17 protein-coding genes and 2 pseudogenes are annotated in these 22,189 nt (G+C 69.8%); 1 reads left to right on the top strand and 18 read right to left on the bottom strand.

The genetic code is table 11. From position 1 onward, the window contains the following. Positions 1 to 134: 134 nt before the first annotated feature. From BMG523DRAFT_RS18360 to fxlM, 6 genes are all read right to left on the bottom strand, one after another. Positions 135 to 1,286, bottom strand: coding sequence for a hypothetical protein (locus BMG523DRAFT_RS18360; protein ID WP_023841894.1), 1,152 nt, complete (start codon positions 1,284 to 1,286; stop codon positions 135 to 137). Then, entirely contained in the window at positions 1,283 to 2,128 is an 846-nt protein-coding gene (locus BMG523DRAFT_RS18355) for a thiopeptide-type bacteriocin biosynthesis protein (protein WP_011436462.1), read from the bottom strand. Before BMG523DRAFT_RS18355 ends, BMG523DRAFT_RS18360 begins: the two co-directional genes overlap by 4 nt. Before the next feature lie 12 nt (positions 2,129 to 2,140). Next, positions 2,141 to 3,379, bottom strand: coding sequence for a lanthionine synthetase C family protein (locus tag BMG523DRAFT_RS18350; RefSeq protein WP_043591753.1), 1,239 nt, complete (start codon positions 3,377 to 3,379; stop codon positions 2,141 to 2,143). Beyond that, the gene (locus BMG523DRAFT_RS18345) at positions 3,376 to 6,471 is read right to left on the bottom strand and encodes a lantibiotic dehydratase (protein WP_011436464.1); all 3,096 of its coding nucleotides are present in this window, start codon (positions 6,469 to 6,471) and stop codon (positions 3,376 to 3,378) included. The genes BMG523DRAFT_RS18350 and BMG523DRAFT_RS18345 overlap by 4 nt, the downstream gene beginning before the upstream one ends. An 85-nt stretch (positions 6,472 to 6,556) precedes the next feature. After that, complete coding sequence (locus BMG523DRAFT_RS18340) at positions 6,557 to 6,751, bottom strand: FxLD family lanthipeptide (protein WP_023841893.1); 195 nt, start codon at positions 6,749 to 6,751, stop codon at positions 6,557 to 6,559. Between the two features lie 70 nt (positions 6,752 to 6,821). After that, positions 6,822 to 8,048: a methyltransferase, FxLD system gene (fxlM, locus tag BMG523DRAFT_RS18335; RefSeq protein ID WP_011436465.1), complete on the bottom strand. Its 1,227-nt coding sequence runs from the start codon at positions 8,046 to 8,048 to the stop codon at positions 6,822 to 6,824. A 1,136-nt stretch (positions 8,049 to 9,184) separates the two neighbouring features. Between fxlM and BMG523DRAFT_RS18325 the strand changes: the two genes are divergently transcribed. After that, complete coding sequence (locus tag BMG523DRAFT_RS18325) at positions 9,185 to 10,243, top strand: NAD-dependent epimerase/dehydratase family protein (protein ID WP_043591752.1); 1,059 nt, start codon at positions 9,185 to 9,187, stop codon at positions 10,241 to 10,243. On the opposite strand, the gene BMG523DRAFT_RS26655 is transcribed toward BMG523DRAFT_RS18325, so the two are convergent. The 12 genes and pseudogenes from BMG523DRAFT_RS26655 to BMG523DRAFT_RS18260 form a co-directional block, all read right to left on the bottom strand. Then, on the bottom strand, positions 10,208 to 11,794 hold the full coding sequence (locus tag BMG523DRAFT_RS26655; RefSeq protein ID WP_235463225.1) for a helix-turn-helix transcriptional regulator: 1,587 nt from the start codon (positions 11,792 to 11,794) through the stop codon (positions 10,208 to 10,210). The two genes, BMG523DRAFT_RS18325 and BMG523DRAFT_RS26655, sit on opposite strands and share 36 nt — an antisense overlap. A gap of 301 nt (positions 11,795 to 12,095) precedes the next feature. Further along, the gene (locus tag BMG523DRAFT_RS18315) at positions 12,096 to 12,410 is read right to left on the bottom strand and encodes a hypothetical protein (protein WP_139341497.1); all 315 of its coding nucleotides are present in this window, start codon (positions 12,408 to 12,410) and stop codon (positions 12,096 to 12,098) included. Positions 12,411 to 12,611: 201 nt separating this feature from the next. Beyond that, positions 12,612 to 12,968: a hypothetical protein gene (locus BMG523DRAFT_RS18310; RefSeq protein ID WP_023841889.1), complete on the bottom strand. Its 357-nt coding sequence runs from the start codon at positions 12,966 to 12,968 to the stop codon at positions 12,612 to 12,614. A 17-nt stretch (positions 12,969 to 12,985) separates the two neighbouring features. Then, the gene (locus BMG523DRAFT_RS18305; protein WP_235463223.1) at positions 12,986 to 13,978 is read right to left on the bottom strand and encodes an ATP-binding protein; all 993 of its coding nucleotides are present in this window, start codon (positions 13,976 to 13,978) and stop codon (positions 12,986 to 12,988) included. A gap of 161 nt (positions 13,979 to 14,139) precedes the next feature. Further along, on the bottom strand, positions 14,140 to 15,354 hold the full coding sequence (locus BMG523DRAFT_RS18300; RefSeq protein WP_023841887.1) for a hypothetical protein: 1,215 nt from the start codon (positions 15,352 to 15,354) through the stop codon (positions 14,140 to 14,142). After that, positions 15,351 to 16,160: an SAM-dependent methyltransferase gene (locus tag BMG523DRAFT_RS18295; protein WP_023841886.1), complete on the bottom strand. Its 810-nt coding sequence runs from the start codon at positions 16,158 to 16,160 to the stop codon at positions 15,351 to 15,353. Before BMG523DRAFT_RS18295 ends, BMG523DRAFT_RS18300 begins: the two co-directional genes overlap by 4 nt. A gap of 361 nt (positions 16,161 to 16,521) precedes the next feature. Then, positions 16,522 to 17,438, bottom strand: a pseudogene (locus BMG523DRAFT_RS18290) (IS5 family transposase). A 28-nt stretch (positions 17,439 to 17,466) separates the two neighbouring features. Beyond that, positions 17,467 to 17,958: pseudogene (locus tag BMG523DRAFT_RS18285) on the bottom strand (IS256 family transposase); the annotation flags it as partial. A gap of 306 nt (positions 17,959 to 18,264) precedes the next feature. Beyond that, positions 18,265 to 18,714, bottom strand: coding sequence for a DUF6262 family protein (locus tag BMG523DRAFT_RS18275; RefSeq protein ID WP_023841883.1), 450 nt, complete (start codon positions 18,712 to 18,714; stop codon positions 18,265 to 18,267). Continuing rightward, positions 18,704 to 20,968 carry a site-specific integrase gene (locus tag BMG523DRAFT_RS18270; RefSeq protein WP_051623938.1) on the bottom strand — a complete coding sequence of 755 codons (2,265 nt, stop codon included), beginning with the start codon at positions 20,966 to 20,968 and terminating at the stop codon, positions 18,704 to 18,706. The genes BMG523DRAFT_RS18275 and BMG523DRAFT_RS18270 overlap by 11 nt, the downstream gene beginning before the upstream one ends. Next, complete coding sequence (locus tag BMG523DRAFT_RS18265; protein WP_043591750.1) at positions 20,965 to 21,303, bottom strand: hypothetical protein; 339 nt, start codon at positions 21,301 to 21,303, stop codon at positions 20,965 to 20,967. Before BMG523DRAFT_RS18265 ends, BMG523DRAFT_RS18270 begins: the two co-directional genes overlap by 4 nt. Next, positions 21,300 to 22,189, bottom strand: an 890-nt coding sequence (locus tag BMG523DRAFT_RS18260) for a tyrosine-type recombinase/integrase (RefSeq protein WP_235463222.1), incomplete at its 5' end; no start/stop codon positions are given. The genes BMG523DRAFT_RS18260 and BMG523DRAFT_RS18265, both read right to left, overlap by 4 nt.

The raw sequence follows: 22,189 nt of genomic DNA, 5'->3' as shown, positions 1-22,189 counted from the left end.
ACGACGGGCTAGATCCCCTCGGAAATCCGGTGGTCGATCTTCCGGTGGTTCCTGACTGGAACCATTCTCACGGTAGTCCTTCTGTCACGGACCGAGCGGTACGGGATGACGTCGGTCCTCGGCCGACCTGTTGTTCAGCTTGTCGCTGTTGTGCACTCGCAGTGCCTGGCGTGGCGTCCGAGACATCCACGTAGCTGATCTTCGGCGAACTTCACCGTCTCCATCAAATCGCCGTACAGCGATTCCGGGATGCTTCCGGCATCGAGCCCGGCGGCGCGGAAGACATCGGCCAGGGTTTGGCGCTGCGTCGTCGTCATCGACTCCCGGAGGCGGTGCGCGAGCGTGTCGCGGGCCGTGTACGCGTCCTTGAACGCACCTGCGATCAGCGCCCGGCGTAGTACGTCGATGCGCGGATGGTCGTGGCCGTCGGCGAGGTCGAGCGCGATCATGCCTGCTCGGGCACGGAAGACCATGGTCGAGAGGTCGGGCTGCCGCATCAGGGTGAGCGCGGTGGCGAGGAGCGGGGCGATCTGCGGGCCGGTGTCGGCGCCAGCCTGTCGCAGACAGTGCACCCGCAGGATTGTTTGGATCGCCTGTTCCCACGGTTCGGGGGTGGCGCTCTGGTCGACCAGCGCTGCTGCCTGCTCGGTGTGCCCGGCCTGGGCGAGTGCCAGGACGGTCGCCTGTCGGCCGTCGAGCAGTCGGCGGCCGACTCCGCGGTGGGCCGCGGCTTGTTCGGCGGCTTCGTGCCAGCGCCCGGCCCGTGCCAGTGCCCGGACTCCGTCCGCCAGGAGCGCCGTCCAGGTCAGGGTGCGCATGGTCCGATGGTCGTCGGAGGCGCAGGTGACGTTGTGGAGACTGACGGACCGTCCGTCGATCAGTGCGCTGGTCTGCGTGCGCGCGGCCTCGTGCAGGGCCTGGAGGATCGCGTGAGCGCGGTTGCCGTCACCATCGCGGATCAGTTGGCGCGGGAGGTTGAGCACCGGTTGGAGGGCGAGTTCGGCGGCTGAGGCGGGCAGGGGCCGCGCCTGATCGAACAGCGTGTGTTGGCGCCAGCACAGGTCTTGGGCGAGGTCTGGTTGTCCGCAGTCGGAGGCGATCAGCGCCGCCTTGTTGCAGACTTCGGCCGCTCGGAGGAGCGGGAGACCGTCCGATGTCCGTGCGGCCAGGTCGTGCAGCTGTCTGACTCGGTCTTCGAGGGGGAGGCCGGGTGGTCGGGGGCGTTGGACCAGCGGGAACCAGGCGAGCAGGTTCTCGTCGGCCGGGTCTGTTCCGACGTTCGTCATGCCGGTTCCCGATCGTGCGGCTGGTGATCGGAGGCGGGGTCGTGCCCGAACACGACGGTCTTGGCGGTGTGCGCGAGGACGGCTTGCGCCGTGTGGGGAAGGCCGTGCCGGTTCCAGGCGAAGATGATGTGGTGGGCGAGGACGGCGCGTAGGCCGCGGCGTAGCCGGCCGTCGGTGGCCAGGGCGGCCAGTTCGGTGCCGGCGGCGGCGAAGTCGCTGGTCCAATCGGTGAAGGCCGGCGGCAGGGTGTCCTTGGCCAGGCTGTCGGTGTCGATGCTCATCAGGCGCCGCAGGCCGTCACGCAGGGTGCGGAGCCTGTCGTCGGGGGTGCGCTCAGGTGGTTGCCGGTGCTCGGCGACTCGCGCCCACACGTCTCCTTCCTCGTACCAGTCGAGCCCGGCGGCGCGTAGCAGGTGCGAGCACAGCAGGACCGACAGTTCACGGCGGCGCCGGTCGGCCGGTTTGTGGCTGGTGCTGTTCAGGTAGGTGAGCAGGTGTCGGCTGTCGAGGTGGAAGAGCCGGTGGGCGGTGTCCATGCCTTCGGCGCCGCCGAAGGCATGGCTTTCTGGTTCGTAGAGGGTGGACGTGGCGTCCTCGATGCGGCGTGTCTCCCGGAGATCGGCGAGACGGGTGTGGATGTACGCCTTGGCCTCTCCTGTCGTCTGGCGGGGCAGGTAGCGGATGCGCCAGCAGGGCGCCTTGCGTACGAAGAACCAGGAGGTGATGAGCCCGTCGGTCTCGGCGGTGTCCAGCAGAGGGGCGAGGTGGTCCACGGCGGTGCCCTCGGCGTTCGCCCAGTCGGGGAAGGTGACGTTGACCTGGTGCCAGGTGCGGGTGTCCATGTCGGCTCCTGATCAGGCCAGCAGGAGGAAGGCGTCCCAGCCCGACGTCGGGGCGGCGCCGGTGCCGGCGGTGTGCAGGGCGAGGGCGGCGCCGGCGGCGCCGTCGAGAAGTTCGGGGTCGCGCACGGTTGTGCCCATCTGTGCGATCAGCCTGGCTGACAGGCCGGGGAGTTCGGCGGTGAGCTGGGGATGGTGGGAGTCGGCCGCCATGCGCCAGGCGGACTGGAGTAGCCCGGCGGTGCCGTGACACAGGCCGATCTCGGTGAGCTGGTCGAGTTGCGCCTCATCGCGAAGTGCCGCGAGGAACGCGTTCTCGGCGGCTTGCTGGCGTGCGGTGTCGCGCAGGGCCATGCCGGCGAGCTGTTGGGCGCGGGCGGTGCCGCTGACGCCGTAACACCAGGAGGGGCGGGGCCGCAGGGTTGCGGCGACCTTGCCTTCACGGACCTGGCGGAGGGTGATGAATCCGGGCCACCAGGGGCCGGTGTCGCCGTGCTGGCACCAGCGGTCGGTCCAGGCGCAGATCCGTGCGATCGCGTCGTCGGCGCCACGGACCGGCAGGCCGCGCAGGTGGGCCAGGGCAAGCAGGGCGAGGACGGCGCTGATGCCGTGCGCGAGGCCGACGTTGCCGTGTCCTTGGGGGAATTCGGGGCTGGGTTCGCCGTTGGGTGCAGAGTCCGTCCACCAGGGTGGGAGGTCGTCTCTTCCGGCCAGTGGTTCGGTCAGTCTGACCAGGTACGACAGCAGTTCGCCGGTGATCGGGTGATCGGGGTGGCGGCGCAGGTGGTAGACGCCGAGTCCGGTCAGGCCCCGGATCAGGTCGAACTCCTTCATCGCGGGCCGCCGGCTCTGTTCGATGCGTGTGTGGGCCGCGGCGAGTCGGGTGCGGGTCATGGCGACGACGGCCTGATCCAGATGGGCGAGGGCACGGTGGTACCGGCCTGATGGTCCGGCTGCGGTGTGCAGGGTGAAGGCCAGGGCCGGAGCGCCCAGGTACAGGCCCGCGTTGGCCGCCGCGGTCAGGGCGTCGGACGCGGCGGCGGACAGCCAGGCGTGCACGGTGCTCCAGTCGCCGTACCCGGAGCGGGCACGTTCGATGTGCAGCAGGGCGATGCCCGCCGCGCCGCCGGCGAGCGACTGCGGCCACGCCCTTCCCCCGGTCGGTCGGTGGGCGGCCCAGGCGGTGTGCGGGTCGGCTAGTGCTTCGGCAACAGTGTTCGCGGCGGCGAGCGCGTCCGGATCGGAGCTGGTCATGATGGGTTCCTCGTGCGCGCGGTCCAGCTCAGTGCGGCGGCGCGAGCCAGGTGCAGGCAGGCGCGTTCCCCGGCCAGGCTGACTCCGGCCATGCGGACATGGTGGAGATGCAGAAGATCAGGCAGCAGGGAGGTGGGGGCCTCCGCGCGGGTTTCCTGGAGGACGTGTCGGTAGGCGGTGAGTGCCTCGCGCCGGTGCGCCCAGCAGGAGAGGACGTGCTCGCCTCCGGGCTGTGCGGCCAGCGCGCGTGGGTCGGCCGGGTTCGCCAGGGCGACGGTCTGCTGGTACAGCGCGCGGGCTGGGGCGGACGGCTCCGTCCGGGTGTGGCTGATGAGCCAGCTCGTCGCCTCGGCGGTGTCGCCGATCAGGCCGGTCACGATGGCGAGCATGCTGGCGGCGGTCAGCGCGCGACGGTCGGGCCCGCTCTTCTCCCTGGAGGCGGCGAGCTGGGCGAGGGCCGCCGCTGAGTCGGCGGCGAAGTACGCCTCCGCGGCGTCCATCGCGGCGGTGCCCCCGAAGCGTGAGGTCTCGGGGAAGTAGGTGTCCCACTGCGCGCGGGAGATCAGGCCGGCGCGGCGGAGCCGCTGGGTCCAGGCACCGATCCGGTCGGCGGTCGGCGCCACACCGTCGGCGGTGACCGCGAGCCGCAGGCGCAGATGGTCGTCGGGGTCGTGGTAGCGCAGGAACCACCAGCGCGCCTCGCCCGCGGCCTGCTGCCCGTTCAGCTCGTGGACGAGGTGCGGCAGATGGCGGGTGAGGATGTCGTCCTGGCAACCGAGGCCGGCGTAGATCTTGACTGAGAACCGTGCGTCGCAGCCCGGAAGATGCCCATGATCGCGGCCAACGACCTGCGCCCGGCTGAACCAGCCCGGTGTCGCCGCCGGCGCGGCGACCGCTGCCAGGGGGACGACGATCTCGTGGGCATGCCCGCTGACCCAGCCGGCCGCGTCGGTGTCGGGGGCGGCGCGCAGCAGCGCGGCGCCGGAGCGGTCGAGGTGGGAGCGCAGCAGTACCCGGTGGGCCGGCTCAGACAGGTCCAGTCCGATGCGCTGGTCACCGTCGCCGAGGTAGACCGCCGAGGGGAGGTTGACCTGCTCCCGCCAGCTGGCCAGGGCACGGTCCCACTCCGTCCAGCCGGCCGCGGAGCCGGGCAGGTCCGCGGTCCCCAGCAGCCAGCGCGCTGGTGAGAGGACTGTTCGTCCATGCCGCAGCGCCGGCAGGAACGGTAGCTGGGCCGCGACCCCCCAGTCGAAGGGGGCGCAGGGAACGCTCAGCGCGGCCGGCGCCTCGGCGAGGAAACGCGCCAGCGGATGCGCGCGTCGCACCGGCTCCACCGCGTTGAGCGCCACCGGTTCCACCAGTTGGCGGCGGGAGAGCGAGAGCAGATAGATCCGGTGCACATCGGCCGTCACCACGATGTCGTCCAGAGGCAGCGAGTCCCCGTCCTCGCTGTCGTCGTACTCGCCGAGGGAGAGCCGGTGCGCCATGATCTGGGGGGCGCGTCCCACCGTGTCGGTGTTCGTGTAGCGAGCGGGCGCGGAGATCTGCACGCTCAGCGCGTCGCGGCTCGCGGTGGGAAGACCCGCGTACAGCGCGCGCATCCGCGCACTGTCCTTCGCGTCGAAGAGGTCGAGGAGTCGTCCGGTCGTGGTGCCGGCTCTGCGTGACACCCCGACGACCGCGAGGGTGAACGCGCCATCGTCGAGCGAGCGGGTGCTCGTGGCGTGGACGCGCAGGGTGAGTTCCGTGGTGGGCTGAACGTGGGCGTCCTGGTCGACGACCGTAAGGTCGCTGATCATCCTGTCGTCGAGGACGATCTCCCGTTCGCGGCGCAGCGCGGCGTTCTGCGCCAACGCCAACAGCTTCGCGTCCCGATCGGTGAACGTCACGCCCGCGGGTGCGGGACTGCCGGCGTAGCCGGCGGGATAACCCAGTCCGATCTCGGGGTCGACCGCGTCGAAAACGGGAACCAGAGCGCACGGCCCGTACCGTTCGAGGAACCGGCCATGCCAGGCGTCCCAGCCGGAGCTGAGCGTCGAGCGCCGCGCCAGGCGCACCAGCACGCCCGCCGCCGCTGCGGCCTCGACCGCGACCGCGCGGGGCACAGCCAGCGCCCAGTCCATCCGCAGATCAACCCGGAGTGCCGGCTCCGCCGAAGGGTGGACCTCAGCCATGTCCTCGCCGAGGCGCTCGCGGCTGCTGCGCGCGACGGTCCAACTCGACGCGCTGTCGTGGCTCCGCAGCCCATCGACAATCCCGTTCAGGCGTTCGGCGACCCAGGCCGCCTCGACGGTGACCGGCCCGCCATTTAGGGTCGTCTGGAGCACACCCACGACATGACGGAGAGGATCGCTCGCCGTCATCGGAGGCCGCAGGTTCGTGAGCAGGAACCGCTGCGCCACCAGATCGGCCAGAAGTCTGTCGACGACGTCGGCAGGGACCGGAGCGAACTCGGACGCGAGCCTGGCCGCGAGGTCGGAGAACCGCACCGAGCGGCGGCCGATACCCATCGCGGCGCGGACCGGTGCGTGCGCCCGCACCTGCACGCGCGTAGGAACACCGTCGGTGCCTCCTGCGGCACGGTGCTCCAGCACCAGATGGCCGTCCCGCTCGAACACGAGGTTGTTCGCCACCACATCCAGCCGCGCTCGGACGACCGGATCGGCTTCCAACCGGTCGACCACCGCGCAGAGCCAGCCAGCCTCGACCCGCGCGACGGCACGGTGCGCCACGCCTGCGCGCACCGAGGCGTGGTCAGCGACACGCACCGGCGCGACCCCCGCGAACAGGCCGAACGGCGTCGCCCGTCCCGACGCGCGAAGCCGGTAACGCATCACCGACAGCACTGCCCGCCGCACCCCGGCCTGGGGCACTTGGCGTCCGTCGCGGATCTCCCGAACGCGGCGAGCGAGCACAGGGCTGGCCTGCTCCAGCGCCATCTCGAAGGCGCGATTCTGCATCACCTCCCGTAACCAGAGGCGCCAGGACTCTGGTGTGGCCGCCGGTCCGACCAGGTCGGGCCATCGCTCGGCCACGTCCACGGGCGGGTTCACCGCGGCACGCACCACCAGGGAGTCGAGATGCTGATACACCAGCCGCTCCGTAGTCGGGCGGCGTCCGTCCGGCCGCCGAGGCCGGCCGTACGGACGCCGCGTTCTCAGGTCGTCGGGGCGCTGGTTACGGGCAGGTGGTCGAGCAGGCCGTCTCGCACGTCGTGCCGCAGCCGTCGTCGGTCATCCGGATGAGCCGGTCAGCGGCCGGTCCGGACTCGACGATCGAGATGTCCAGGTCCCATGTGGTGAAGTCCTCCTCCTGGTCTCGTCCCGCCTGCGGGGGCACGGCCAACACCGGGTCATCGAGCTGGATGGACATGAAGACCTCCTGGGTTGTGATGGTGGTGGTGCATTCCGGCTCCCGAGCATCCGTTCGGGAGCGCGGAAACTCAGGGCCAGCGGACAGCGACAGCGCCGTGCCGTTTCGGCACCAGCCCCACGGACGGCGCCGGCGTCCCCGCGGCCTTCGGGACGTATCGGATGTGGGCGGCACCGGAACGGCGGTGATCGCTGGCCCACCGGCGGAGCAGTTCCACGTAGTGCTCGGCGACGCGATCGGCGTCGGGACCGTGCGCGACGACGCCGCTCTCGAATCCGCCGGTCTTCTCGTTCGGGCGCTTGGTGCGGTAGGCGAAACTGCCACCGCTGACCAGCGTGGGCACACCTCTGGCGGCCGAGGGCGCGAAGCGGCCGTTCTGGACCTGCGTCTCGTCCACATGCAGGTGCGCGACCTGGGCCAGATTCGTGACGAGGAAGAACTCCAACTCGTCAGGAAGATCGAAGGCCGCTCCGGACCAGCGTTCCAGCCTCGGCGTGGCCAGCGCGTCGCGCAGCCCCTCGACGTCGAACTCCTGGGACGGGTCGTCGACCCGAAGCACGACCTCGTCGGTAATAGGGACGAGCCTTTCGCGGAACGTCCCGATGCCCTGCATCGGGACGAATCCGCACAGGCGATAGCTGCGGCTGACCAGACCGACGTCACCGTCCTCGTCGACCCGGTCGAACGCGATCGACCGGGTCAGCCCTCGTAGCCGGAGCGGCACAACGAGCCTGCCGCCGTTCGTGAGCTGCTCCTGCCAGGCTGGTGGGATGTCCCAGGCCCCTGCGGTCACGATAATCCGGTCGTAGGGTGCTTTTTCGGGTACGCCGGCCTCGGCGTCGGCCGCCACGACTTCAACATTTCGATAGCCGGCCGCGTCCAGACAGGCGCGGGCCCGGCTCACGATCTCCTGGTCGATGTCGACGGACGTCACCGAGCCTCCGTCGCCGACCATCTCCTGGATGAGGGCGGCGTTGTAGCCGCCCGAGCCAACCTCCAGGACACGCATTCCCGGTTCAAGTTCGGCCTGCTCCAACATGACCGCCTGAATGTGCGCGGCGGACAGCGAGCTGAGCGCCGCACCATTCCCATCGCGTTTAATCACAAGTGCTTTGTTTGCGGCGTAGACCGCCTCCAGCGGTTCGTCGGGTGCGAAAAGGTGCCGAGGCACCCTGCCCACAGCCGCAGCCACCTGCCCAGTCTTGATCGCGTCCCCCGTGGTGCGAAGCTCGTCCACCATCGCGGCACGCAACGTGGCCGCACTGTCGGTGGCGCTCGAATCTTGGACTGAAGTCATTTTTCGACACCTTAATGAGACGGGAAATGGCAGTCTAGGTCGCTCCTCTGACCCAGAATATGGAAGTGGCGATGAGCTAGGTGAAGGGAATGCTCCGATGATGTGTCGGCGGCAATGTCGAGTACGGCCGGGTGAGTACGACGCGACTGCGCCCCTGTCCAGCGCCAGCTCTTCCAGACGCCGACTCTCACGAATGGTTCGATCGGGAAGATGTACCGCGCCGGGGAAGATGCGGCTGGCCCCGGCCGCACCGGCGGATCTGGTCGGCCATCCGCTTCGCGGCCACGGCCACGCTGGGTCCGTAGGTAGTGCAGGTGATGTGCTCGAAGCCGGTACCGGCCCCATCGACCCGACGCGGCTCCCCGGTCGGCCAGGGCTGGCCGTCGGCGAACGCCGGTCGCCCCAGCGCTGGGGGGGAACGGCGAGACGCGCGCACGCGGACCGGGCGCGAACGCGACACAAGGACATGATCATCTCGCTTCCCTCGGGTGGTACGGCCCGCGCACCGATCAAGATCGGTGGATGCCGCGTATGGCGCCACACCACGATGGCTGGAGCCCGGGGGGCAAGTCATTCCCACCACGACGAAGCTTCTCTTCGGCTCCCGAGAGACACCTGACCTGCGCAGACAGTGGTGTCAGGGTGCATCTATCCGGCGCGATCATGCCGATTCGTTCGGCAGGCCCGCCGGCCTCGGCCTCGATCACCTGTCTGGGACCACGGCGACCTGAACCTGCTACCGCGTTCCGACGGCGTCTGGTCCGGCTCCACCGACGATGCGGCTCCTTCGCGCGACCCGCGGCGCCTCTCTCCCGGCTGATCCTGAGCGGACGGCTGTCGGTGACAGACGGCTACGGACTCGGCCGGCAGCGGGAGGCTGCGGCCTCCGAAGCTGATCGACTGCCGGTGTCTGCCGCGTCAGGGCAGGCACGCGCTGCCCTCGGCTGCGGCGGCTGGGTGTGCGCTTGCGCCTTGGTCTGGCGACATGTGCCGGGCGGCTACGGCGTTGGGCCAGGGGCTCCGCCGACCCGCGTCCGGACTGGCGGCAGGTCGCCTCTCCTTCGCAGTGTCCGCGACATCGACGATCACACGGAAGCGCCGGCCGCACAGGAAAGTCCTTTTGAGACGATTGCGCCATGCGCCTGCTGATCCTGGGAGGAACCTGGTTCGTCGGCCGTGTCCTGGCTGAGGACGCGGTGGGCCGTGGCTGGGCGGTCACGACGTTCAACCGGGGTAGGTCCGGACCGGATGTCGCAGGGGTCCACCCGTTGCGCGGCGACCGAACCGACGTCCAGGATCTTGAACGCCTCGCGGCGGCGGGGCCGTGGGATGCCGTGGTGGACGTCGGCGGAGCGGAGCCCCGCTCGGTCGGCCTGGCCGCTCAGGTTCTGGGCGCGCAGGCCGGTCGGTACGTGTTCGTGTCGACCGTCTCGGTGTATCGCGACTGGCCCGCGTCCCCGGTCGACGAATCCTCACCTCTACATCCGGGAAACCCCGATCTTGTGGTGGAAGATCCTCGCTGGGACGCGGTGCGGTACGGCCCCCACAAGGCCGGGTGTGAGGCCGCGGTCCGGCGGAGCGTTTCCCCGGATCGGCTGCTCATGGTGCGGCCGGGGGTGGTTCTCGGCCCGTACGAGTACGTCGGACGGTTGCCGTGGTGGCTTCGGCGGATGGCGCGCGGCGGGCGGGTGCTGGCCCCCGCACCCGCCGACAGGCCGATCCAGCCTGTGGACGTGCGTGACCTCGCGTCGTTCCTGCTCGACCTGATCGGGCGGTCGGCCAGCGGCATCTTCAACGTCGCGGCGCCCACCGGCCACGCGACCTACGGCCGGATGCTGGACGCGTGCGCTGCGGCGACGCGGGACGTCCGAGGCGCAGATGAGATCGAGGTTGTCTGGGCGGAACCCGATTGGTTGGTCGAACAGGGGGTGCGTCAGTGGACGGAGATCCCGCTGTGGCGGGTGCAGCCAGGGACATGGCGCCTGGATGCGACCCGCGCGGCGGCGGCGGGCCTGCGTTGCCGGCCGATCGAGAAGACGGTCCTGGACACGTGGGCGTGGCTGGCGGCCGGCGGCGCTCCGGTCCGGCATGAACGTCAGGACGAGCACGGTTTCGACCCCGACAGGGAGCGCCGCCTCGTCGACCTGTGGGAGCTCCGGTCACAGGCCGCCTCCGGCGAGAAGGGCCTGGTGTGAGGTGCCCGGGGGCAGCACGGCGGTGGCCGACTCGCGCACGAAGTGTTCGATCTGGTCGTCAAGGTCCTCGGCTTCGGCAGATCCGCGGTAACGCGGCTGGCTCAGCGACCGGCGCAGCCGGTGGAGCCGCCCCGTCAGGCGCCCCGTGCGCTGCTCGGACGGCAACGCGAGGACGGGGACGAGGGCATCGTGCGCGCTGTCGAGATCGCCGCCCAGTGTTCGGGCGACGACCAGATCGATCCGGGCGCCGTGCTCACCTGGTGTCCACCGGTCGGCGATCGGTATCGCGGTGAACAAGTCGATCGCCTGGGACGCCGCGTGCGCAGCCTGGTCGAGTTGGCTGAGCGCGAGATGGGTGGCGGCGGCGCTGAGGAGCCGGCGTTCCTCGCCGAACGAGAACTCGCCGCCCACACTGTCGAGAAGGTCGTCTGAGGCGTCCGCCTCGGCGGCGCGCTGGGCGGCGACCAAGGCGGTCATCGCCTCGTCCGCGGCACCGATCATCGCGTAGGAGCGGGCCTGCACGGCGTGCAGGCGAACCGTTCCGGACCCCGCTCTGGCGTGGTCGAGGCCCGTGGCCGTCAGCCGTATCCCTTCTCTGGGCCGGTCCGACCAGAAGGCGATGGTGGCCTGGACAGCGCGGGCCCATGAGCGCAGCCCGTCATCGTCGACGATCTGCCCATACGCCCACGCCGCACGGGCGTTCTCGACTCCCGCGTCAGGGAACCCGAGGTCGAGACTGACGATGCCGAGCAGGCCGCAGACCTGCCCGGCGAAGACGTAGAGCTCATTGAGCTGCCGTGGGCGTTTCGTCTGTTCCAGCAGTGCGTACACGGTGTTCCGGGTCTTGGCCAGTTCGGTGAACATCTGGAAGGGCGGGGTGGTGTTGTAGGTGTGCGCGAGCCGGCGCACATCGTCGGCGAGCTGTTCCACCGAACTCTCGTCGAGGCTTCCGGCCGCCGCGAACATCGCATGCTCCCCTGACTCCTTGGCAGCCGACATGACACGCTCCATTTCCACCGGTACGTACGGTATTGATAGGTGCTCGATCCCGTCAGGCCGTACCGTTCTCGCAGGCGGGCCGGAAAGCTTCACGGGGCCACGATGGCTAGGCGTCAGAGGTATTCGAGGGGATATGGGCTGAAACTGGCCGGTCTGGCTGAGGATGAGGTGGTCCGCGGGGGTGAGCTGTTCTCGGTCGTCGAGGTCGACAAGGTTCTGGACGCTGGTGTCGTAGACCTCGGCGAGCAGGGCGAGGAGCTGGGGGGTCGGTCGGCGGCGGTTGTTCGGCAGCGGCCAGTTCTCCAGTTCCGACAGCTTCGGCGCGGTCATGGGTGCGGCGCCGTCCGGGTCGAGGCCGGTGCGGGTGGCATGGGTGTTGATGTGGTTCGCGGCCTGTTGCTGGGTCCAGCCGTGCGCGATCCGGTGGGCCGCGCGGGGGCGCAGCTTGTAGCGGCGGGCGAACTCGATGGCGATCTCGTCGTGCGACATGCCCACGGCGCGCATCCGCGCCCGCAGCTCGTCCTGCTCCACCCGCAGACTGTGCCTACTCACGTCGTATCCCCTCCAGACCACCGCGCCGCCCGGTCCGCCGCCCGCTGCACCGGGCAGTCACGCGACCATAATGATCAGCCTTTCGGTTGTGCATGTCATTCCCCCTGCCACGAACATGTTCTTCGGCTGCTGAGAGGCGGCCTGAGCTGCGGAAATGACGTAAGGCGGTGCGATCTGTTCGGTCCCGGGCGGCGCGTCAGTTCGCGGTGGCAGGCGGCGGATACGGACACGCACGAGCTCGCCATCGCTGGCGCCAGGTCACGGGGTGCGGTTCGCGGTGATGTCGCGGTGTGCGGGACGTTTATCGGGCGGCTCGACGCTCGTGGATGCAACTGCCCGGTCGGTGCTCAGCGCCGCGGTAGCGCACGTGGAAGATCATGGCGGCGATGTCGACCTGGTTGCGGGCCTCCTCGGTGCTCAGACCGAACTGTGCCGCCTGGTCGTAGGCGTCCAGCGCCGAGCACAGGTCGGCCCATTCTGGTGCCGTCGGGGCGGCAGACGGGTCGAAGGTGGTGAGCAGGTCCGCCAGCCGCGCTGGCGGGAGCATCTCGCGCATCCTGGCGAGCAGCACGATCGGGCGGAGTGCGGGTGGGACAGTGCGGGGGCGAGGTGACATGCGGGCCGTTTCGTCATCGCGGGTCTGCGGTCGCGCGGACGCCTCGCCGGAGGAGGCCGAGGGGGCTGATCGCAAGGGGCAATCCGCTGAGATTGGATTCCTGTTGGGTGCAGGTTGAGTGGCGGCGTGCCGCTGTGTCCTGGCTATTGTCTGTCCGGCTGCCGGGAGCGCCGGTGGACCTTCAGGCGCGCGACGGGGGTGTCACGCGCGGTCGTCCGACTCTGGAGAGGGCTGTGTCTGGGCGTTGCGGGCGGCAGCGACCGCGCGGGTGAGGGTCGCGGCGAGGGTGTCGGCTTCGTCGAGGGTGAAGGCTTCGCTGTCGGGGTCCTCTTCTCCGGCGCCGAGGGAGATCATCGGTTGGTAGGTGGTCGTCGCGGTGACGTACTGCTCGATCGAGACCTGGATCGCTGTCTGGTCGCGGACCCCGGGGATGGGTGGCAGGTCGATCACGGTGAACTCGGAGACGTGGTAGTCGCCGGGGCCCGCGGGCATGACGTCGAGGTGGCCGGCGGGCTGCTCGCACCACGAGGGGCAGGAGCTGGTAGCAGGGTCAGGCATGGCGTTCGCCTCTCGGTTCAGGTGGCTGGGACGTGCTGGCCGGAGCCCGTGGGCGTGGGGCGTGCCGGGTGGGTGTCGAGGGTGCGTAGGCCGTCGCGGACCCGGTGCAGCAGGTCGAGGTCGAAGACGTCCGGGGCGGTCGGGGTCGCGGCGTGGGCGGCGAAGCGTTCGCGTCGCGGCAGGCCGTCGGTCGGGGCGGTCGGAATGCGGTGAGGACGAGGGGTGTGGTGGGGTAGAGCGGCCCAAACGACCTTGCCTCGCTCCTGGTGGCTGCCGTCGGGGGTGTGGACCCGGGCCTGGTAGTAGCCGGTGCGCGGGGTCAGAGCGGTGATCAGGTGTAGGCCGCGGCCGTCCTCGGCGTCGGGGCTGGTGGCCCTGCGGGTTGGGTGGCCTGGTCCTCCGTCCCAGACTTCGACGATCACATGGTGGTCGCTGTAGGTCAGGCGCATCGCGATCTGGGACGTCAGGTCATCATCGCCGCGCAGGCTGGAGGCGAGCGCGTTGGTGACCAGTTCCGAGGTCAGCAGGGTGATCGTGTCGATCACATGGTCAAGATCCCACTGGTGGAGTTGCCCGGTGACGTCGCGGCGGGCGGCGCTGGCGGACTGGGGTCTGGTCGGGTAGCTCCAGACGCGGTGCGGGAGCAGGTGAACGGCCGGTTCGGGTGCGCTGGCGGGGGTGGTGGCCACGGCGGTGGTCATGTGGCTCTCCCGGCTGTTCTCGCCGTCGCGTCGAGGGGGCGCGGGCGGGTGGGACGAGATGCGGCCGGCCGCCGCCTGTGGTGGGACGGCCGCGCGACTGGCGCTGGCGGAGGCGGGTGGGGCGTCGTGGACGAGCGTGAGGTTGTTCTCGGCGAGCACCACCACGCGGCACGGCCAGGCGCATCCACACTTCTCGCACACACCGTCGCGTTGGACGTGCCGGTCCAGGAGGCGCACCGCGCTACCGCGCAGCAGCTCGAACGCACGCTCGGGCGGCTGGGCGGTCGCCTTCGGACCGAGAGCGATCAACGGGTCGGTGGATCGGCCGCGAACGGCACGATCCTGACCGGGCGAAGAAGCGGGGGCGGAAACAGGCGGCGCGGGAGGGGCGGACTGTGATCGGCTGCCCGGTGGCCGGCTCAGGCTGATAGCCATGGACGTGCACCTTCGGTCTACGAACGGGTAAGTGATCAGTGGTCAGCGGAGTCGAGCTGCCGTGCCGGTTGGTCGGCCGGGCTGTCGGCGAGGGCAGCGAGGGCGGCGTTCAGCGCCGCACCAGCGCCGCGTCGGCGCAACTCCCGGGTGAGTACGTCAAGAACGGACAGCGCCGCCAGCGGCGGGGCCGGCGGATCGGCCGCCGTCGGGCCGAGCCGGAGGGCGACCGCTGGCAGCGTCAGCGTGGTGATCGCCTGGTCGTAGACGGTGGCCGCCCAGATGGTCAGGACGGCGTGCAGCCAGTCCCGCCACTGGTCGCGGCAGGCGGCCAGCCGGCCGGACAGCCACGCCTCGACGCCTTCGACGAGTTCTGTCCGGACTGGTGTCGGGCAGCCGAGGATCAGCGGGTGCAGATGGCCGAGCAGGGTTCCGGTGTCCACGAGGTCTCCGCCGGGTTCGAGCGCGGGGGACACCAGTGCCGCCCGTGACGATCCGTCGGGATACAGGACGCCGCGTGGGTTGAGGTTCCCGAACGCGATGCCGCCGCGGCTGAGCATTATCGGGTCCAGCTGGGCGGCCAGCCGGCCGAGCCGCGTTGACAGGCTGCCCGCGAGCGCGCGGAGCTCTCCGATCTCGCCTGCTGTCGTGTCGCTAGCGTGGAGGTGGTCCACCGGATGGCTCAACGCTTCGGCGACGACCCGGGGGAGAGCGCGGGTCGTCGCCGCGGTTTCGGACAGTTGCGCGGGTGGATTCCGGTGCAGGTCGCTGAGGTCGTCCATCAGCGCCGTCACGACCCCGGTGAATTCCATCGGCCGGGCCCGGAGCAGGGCGGCCAGCGTGGCGCCGTCCTCCCAGGGGGTGAATATCACCCCCTCCGTACAGGCGATCGGGGGAGCCACCCGCAGGCGGGTGGAGGCCGCCAGCGCCGTGAGCTGCTCGGCTTGGCCGGCGATCGCGGTCGCCGCGTCGGCGCCGGCGTCGGCGAGCACGGTGGCGAGATCACCGTGGTCGCCGCGGACGAGGCGTGACAGCGCCCGGCCTGCCGGGCGGACCGTCGCGCACAGCGCCACCCCGCCGACGCGGACCTGGCGATACACCGCCCCGCCCGCCGTGGTCATCGCCCCGAATGTCACCTCGCTGTGGGGCCACCGCTGGGCGGTCGCGTCGGCGATCCACCCGTCGGTGTGGGACAGCAGATCGCGGACGTCGCCGTCACTCCAGCACGTCGAGCAACCCGAACGCGGACTCACCGGACGCGGCCGACACCGGCGTAGACCGGCAGCCGACCCTCCACCGTCGTCGACCGGCCTCGCTGCCGGTCGTGTTCCCACCCTGGGAGCAGGACCAGTCCGGGGTCGACCAGCGTGCAGTCGTCGAAGAACGACAGCACCTCGGTGCGGTCGCGCAGCTGGAACGGCGCGGTTGTGCGCCGGTACACCTCGGCGGCTTCGGTGACCTGCGGGGACTGGCCGTCGCCGGTGGCGTGGGTCACGACCAGATGACTGCCCGCGGGTAGGGCGTCGCGCAGCTGGGAGACCAGGTGCCGGGGGCCGGTGTCGTCGGGGAAGAAGTGCAGGACCGCGACCAGGAGCAGCGCGACCGGCTGCCCCCGCTCCAGCAGCCGGGACACCTGCGGATGGTCCAGGATCTCGTCCGGCCGGAGCAGATCCGCCTCCACCGCCGTGGCCAGCGGGTTGGGTGCGAGCAGGATCTGGCTGTGTGCGACGGCGCCCGGGTCGCTGTCCACGTAGACGACCTGGGCGTCCGGGGCCAGCTGCTGGGCGACCTCGTGGACGTTGCCCATCGTCGGCATACCCGACCCGATGTCGAGGAAATGCCGGACGCCGACCTCGCCGGCGAGGTAGCGGACCGCCTCGCCCAGGAACAGCCGGTTGACCCGGGCGGTGTCGCGGATCTGCGGCCATGCCTGCTCGACCTGCGCCGCGGCTTCCCGGTCGGCCGGGAAGTTGTGCGCGCCGCCGAGGAAGTAGTCGTAGACCCGTGCGACGTTCGGTCCCTCGGCCCCCACTGCGGTGACGTCATGCGCGTCCGTCACGACTGCCCCCGTGACCAGCGCGCCGTGGTGACGACACGGCTTCTCGGCTGACGCGGCCGGTCCGACCGTGTGACCGGGCCGGGTCTGGTCCCTGTGGGGTGGTCACGATGCGTCGAACAGGCGATCCTCATCATGGGAACGGTCCTCGCTGACGGTAGGCAAAACGGAACCGTTACACCATCGTCCTAGCGGCGTCAGGTGGTCATCCCCCTCACCGCGAAGAAGCCGTTCACCCGTCCCGACCCCACCTGAACTGGGAAAACACCGAGGGCAACGGCCATCTCTTCGCTCGTTGCCAGCCCTTATCTTCCCGGAGTGTGATGGTTTCCCTACGGTGGGGTGTCAGGAGTGAGAAGCTGTTTTAGATCTTGCGTTGGCTACTCTCTGTAGTGACTGGTATGGTCTGGTGGCTGTTCGCGAGCTGGCGGGGAAGGCGCCTCACCATGGTTCGGATCATGGCGAGGCGGATGAATGCCTCGGAGATAGCCGGTCTTCTTTCATAGTCGCGGGCGAGCCGGCGATGGGCGGTGATCCATGAGAAGGTTCGTTCCACTACCCAGCGTTTCGGGAGGGCCTCGAAGCCGCGTTGCCCAGGGTTTTTCCGGACGATGTCGACGCTGGTTCTCATGACCTCACCGGCCCAGTCGACGAAACGCCCGGCGAACCCGCCGTCGGCGAACAGATGACGGCAGTTCCAGTGGTCGAAGTAGTGATCCACCATGATCCGTCTGCCGCCGTCACGGTCCTGGACGCTGGCCGGCAGCACGAGCACGCTCAGCAGCAGCCCGAGCGTGTCCGTGATGAGGAACCGCTTGCGGCCATTGACCTTCTTGCCCGCATCGTAGCCTCGGGTCGCCGCACCGACGGTCTGGGCGCCCTTGACCGACTGCGAGTCGATCACCCCCGCCGTGGGCTGCCGGTCCCTATCCTCGACCTCGCGGGAGATGTCCCGTAGCGCGTCATGAACCCGCGCGATCACGCCCTTGTCATGCCAGCGGGCGAAGAAACCGTAGACCGTCTCCCACGGCGGGAAGTCCCGCGGCAACGACCGCCACGTACATCCCGAGTGCGTCACATACAGAATCGCGTTCACGATCTCCCGGCGGGGATGCGCCTCCTTCCGACCGTCCTTCGACACCGGCGGCAGCAACGGCTCCACCAACGCCCATTCCGCGTCGGACAGATCGGAGGGATACGGGTCAGACCGAGGCATGACCCGACCGTCCGCCATCGATCATCCCAACACGCCAACTCCAGCCAGGCGACCACACTCAGCACACAAGCATCAAGATCCCAAACAGCTACCCAGGACCGCGTCCGTGATCCGGGAGATCGTCTCCTTCGACACCGACGTTCCGTAGATCTCAGCGAAATGTGCGGAAATCTCCCCGGTCGTGAGCCCTTTCGCGTACAGCGACAGCACGATCTCGTCCACACCGGAAAGCCGCCGCTGCCGCTTCTTCACGATCTGCGGGGTGAACGTGCCTTCCCGGTCCCGCGGAACTGAGATCTCAACCTCGCCAACCGCCTCCGAAACGACAGTCTTCGGTCGGCTACCATTCCGAACGTTTACGCTGTCCCGTTCGGGATCGGCACGGTTCTTCTCGTGCCCGAGATGCTCGGTCATCTCTTCCCGCAAAGCCGTTTCCAGCACCGTCTTGGTGAACAGCTTCAACAGGCCGTCCGGCCCGGTCAGCGCCAGCCCACGCGCCTTCGCATCGGCGACCATCGCAGCTGCCGCAGCCTGCTCCGGCGACAGCTGCCGCCCCCGATCACGATCTTCCTTGCTGAGGGTCATATCACCCGATGTCATCACTCACAGTGCCCATCCCGCTGGACCTACGCCCGGCGTGTCGGGCCGGAAACACCGATCTTGAAACAGTCCCGTCCGGCGCGATGTGGGACCATCCGATAAGGAGGCAGCAGCCGATGGCGTCTAAGGCGGCGCGGCCGTAGTGGCCCTCGATGATCGGTTCTGCGGTATTGAGGGCGAGGGTCACGACTGGTTTTATCTTGAGCTTCACTATTGATCAAGGCTGTGACCTGGGTGTTCGCGTCGAGGACGATGTCGTCGACGCGAACACCCGAGATCGTTTCCTGCTGTTCAGCACGGTCCGATCGTTGTGGGAGAGTTTTCTGGGATGTTCCGGCGTGGTCGGCTGTCCGCGTGTCCGGTGGGTGGTTTTCGCTGGTCGCCGAGGGCGTGGGCGAGTTGGCGGCGTAGCCGCTGGTTGTCGTCGGCGAGTTCCCGGTTCCGTTGCAGGGCTGCTTCCAGCCGGGCGAGCAGCGCGGCCTCGGAGGCGCGCTGGCGGGTGGGGACGGGCGGGGATGGTGTCTGCCTGGTGGCGGCGCGGAGGCGTTCGACCTCGGCGCGCAGGTCGGGCTGGGTGTAGAGCCAGGACCGGGAGACGCCGGCTGCGGCTGCCGCGGACCCGAAGGTGACGGGGGCGCCGGCGCGGTCGAGCTCGCGCAGCGCCTGGGTAGCGCGGGCGCGGGCCTGGTCGTGCCGGCGGCGGGCGGCGGCGGTGATGGGGGCGGTGTTGTCAGGACGCATCGGCGACCGTGTCTTTCTGCCTGCTGTCTTCGGTGAGGGCGGTGATGATTTTCTCGAGGTTTCCGGCGACGCGGCGGTTCATCTCGGCCAGGCGCTGCTGGCCGCGGGCTTCGGCGGCGGATATGATGTGCAGGGTCTGCTGGTGCTGCCGGCGGTGTTCGGGTAGGAATTCCGCGGTGGTGAGGAAAGTCGGGCAGGTCAGGCAGGCGTTCGCGTGCGGGCAGTTTTTCTGTACCGGTAGGCCGCAGTAGCCGTTCGGCAGCGCCTGGGTGGCGCGGGAGATCCGCTGTTTCGCCCAGGCCGCCTCGGCCAGGGGCCCGTCCGGGTCGAGTGTCACTTCCTGACCGTGGGCGTTGACTTTGCGGGCTTTTTCCCAGTGGCGGCGCACGGTGGTGTCGTGTAGCCGGGCGTAGTGGGCGGTCATTTCTGGGGAGGTGTGGTCGAGTATTTTCCGGACGACTTCCTGGGGGACGTCTCGGTTTATCAGTCTGGTTCCGAGGGTGTGGCGCCATTGGTGTGGGGTCAGGTGAGCTGGCTGGTTGTGTTCGTCGCGGATGTCGCAGCGGGTCAGCCAGCGGGCGAGTGCGGTGCGGTAGGTGGAGCTGGCGAGTGGTTTCCGGCCGTCCGGGTTGGCTTTCGTCTTGGGAAACAGCGTCGGGGTGGTGTCGGGCCACCGGTCGGTGACGCGGCGCTGCTGCCGGGTGATCTCGGCTTCGAGTTCTTCGTCGATGGGGACCAGCGCCTCCCGTTTCATCTTGTGGTTGAGATAGCGCAGGTAGGGGGCGCCGTCGGTGTCCCGGACGATGCAGTCGACCGGGAGTTGCAGTGCGTCGCCGATGCGTAGGCCAGTGTGGATGAGGATGAGGGTGACGACGCGGCTGGCCGGGTCGTGCCAGCGGGCGAGGTTGTCGGGGTGTTCGACCTGGGCCATGACGTGTTCGGCCAGGGCACGGGGAAGCAGCTGGGGCGGGGCCGGGTAGTCCTCGGTGAAGAAGACGGCGCTCGCCGGCAGCGAGGTGTCCCAGCGGTGCCGGCGGATGGCCTGGAAGAAGGCGCCCAGGTAGCCGATGGTCGTCCCGTGGGACGACTTCCCGCCCAAGGCCTTGTGCACCTCGGCGAGATAGCGTTCGAGGATCGGCCTGTCCACCTGGGCCAGGGAGTCGATGCCCTTCGCGGCGAGGAACACGGCGAAACGCACCAGGGCCGCCAGCGACTGCCCGGCCGCGTTCTCACTCAGGCCGCCGCCGAGCCGCCAGCGCAGCCACCGCTTCGCGAGCCCGCGCAGCCAGGGCTGGGGTATCCGGTCGAACCGCAGGTGCCGGTGGAACTCGGTGATCCCGAGGTTGTGCAGCCGCCAGACGTCGCGGGGATATTCGACGTCCCAGCCGCTGCCATAGGTGAGCTGTTCGATCTGGCGGTGCCCGAACAGCAGCAGGGCCCGGGCGGAGGTGCCCGAGTTCGGTCCGCGGGGCCCGAACCGGTCCCGCCAGGTCTGCTCCGTGTGGTCGAGCAGGGACGTCGCGCCGCTGCGGGCCAAGAAGTGCACGACGGTCTGGACCAGAGTCGGGGTGGTGCGGATCTGCGCGTCGTCGCGGCGCCGCTGGATGACGTACTGCATCTCCAGCCGCAGCTGGGGGCCGAGCCGGCGCAGATCGATCTGCTCGACGCGCGGTGTCCAGTCGCCGTAATCCCGGGCGAACTGTTCGACGTCGGGTTTCCCGGCCTGGCTCCACCGCGACGCGTGGGTGACACACAACGGGACGCTGCCCTGCGCCCACAGGTCGCAGTAGGTCACCCGGCAGGGCTCGCGTGGCACCGAGGGGTCGACCGACGGCAGCTGGCCCAGCCAGGTCGCAAGCTCCGGGCGGCCGGCCCGTGCGTAGACGTGCTCGTGCGCCGTGCACAGGCCGTAGGCATGACGTCCGTTACGGCAGGTCTCCACCCGGCACGAGGCCAGGGGCGCACGGCCGCGCAGCGCCGGTGCGGTGGTGACGAGGAACGACGTCAGGTCGGGCCTTCCCGCGCGCAGCCATCGCTGGTTGTGGCCGACGCACAATCCTTGGCTGCGACTGGTCCGTTCGCAGCCGGCGACCGTGCAGGGTGGGCCGCCGAAGACCGGGTCGGCCGGGTCGATGGTGAGGACCTCGACCCGGAACTCCGCGCGGACCGCGGCCATCAGCGTGGCCGACAGCCCCGCCCGGCCTGCCGCGGGCGCTCCGCCCGCCGGCCTGGAACCGGCGTGGGGGCGGCTCATCGCACATCGCCTTCGTCGTCGTCGCAGACGGTGGCGGACAGCGTGACCCGGACCCGGTTGCGGTAGGCCGCCGCGTGCAGATGGGTCACCCCTGCGCCGGTGCCGGGCTGGTGCTCGCCGAGCGCCAGCGCGGCCCGCCAGGCATCGAAATCCGCCCGCACCCGCGCCGCCGGCACCAGCCCGCCGACCCGGCCGGACAGCGTCGCCCCGGCCGGCCCCACGGTCCAGGCGAGCGCCGGTAGGCCAGGGTGCTCGGCCAGGATCCGCCCCAACTCGGCGGCGGCACGGCGCTGCCAGCCAGCCTGCTCGGCGTGGATGATCTCGTAGGCGGTCACAGGGCCACCTCGGTCCCGGTGAACCAGCCCGCCGCCGCAAGCGCCCGCCGAGCGTCTTCCACGGTCAGGTGCCCGTAAACCGTCTGCGTGGTGGTGACACTGGCATGGCCAAGTAAAGTGGACACCACTTCGACAGGCACCCCGTCGCGAAGCAGCCGGGTGGCATAGGTATGCCGGTACCAGTGCGGGTCAAAATCGATCCCGGTGCGTTTCCGCAGCCTTTTCACCAGATCGTAGGCGGCCGGGTAGGACAATGCCTGCCCACGCGGTTCGGCGAACAGGTTGACGAACACATAGTCGGAGTCCAGATCCCCGTACTCGCCATGCAGGTAGTCCGCATAAAGGCGGACCAGGCCGGCGCTCACCGGGACCACCCGCCGCCCCCGGGATTTCGACCGTGCACCGTTATCGTTGTCCCGCGGGACAACGATAACCTCGCAGGCAGCCGCGTCGATATCGTCATGCCGCAGGCCCAGCGCCTCGCCGACCCGTATCCCGGTGTCGTAGAGAACAGCGAACAGGAAACGGTCCCGCAGCCGGGTGCAGGCGTCCAGCACAGCCTGCACCTCGGCCGCCGCCAGGACCCGCGGCAGCTTCTTCGCGGTCTTCAACGCGATCGTGCGCCGCGGCTGCGGCCTGCCTTTGCCGATGTGATGCAGGAACGGCTTCCACCCGCCGCGACGGCCCGGCGGCCCCAGGGTGACCCGCAAAGTCTGTTTGTGCAGGTAGACGGTGTGAGACGGGGTGCGGGGGGCTGGGGCCGGTGGTGGTGTGAGGATCCGGGCCCGGCTGCTGTTTCGTCGCTGTGAGTAGCGCGTGTGAGGGTGGGTTCCGGCGCCGGCGGAAACGCCACCGATGACGTTCTGTGACAGCCGGTGGGGTGGGT

This window comes from Frankia sp. BMG5.23, assembly GCF_000685765.2.
Taxonomy (GTDB): domain Bacteria; phylum Actinomycetota; class Actinomycetes; order Frankiales; family Frankiaceae; genus Frankia; species Frankia casuarinae.
This window is presented reverse-complemented; position numbering and strand designations above follow the sequence as displayed.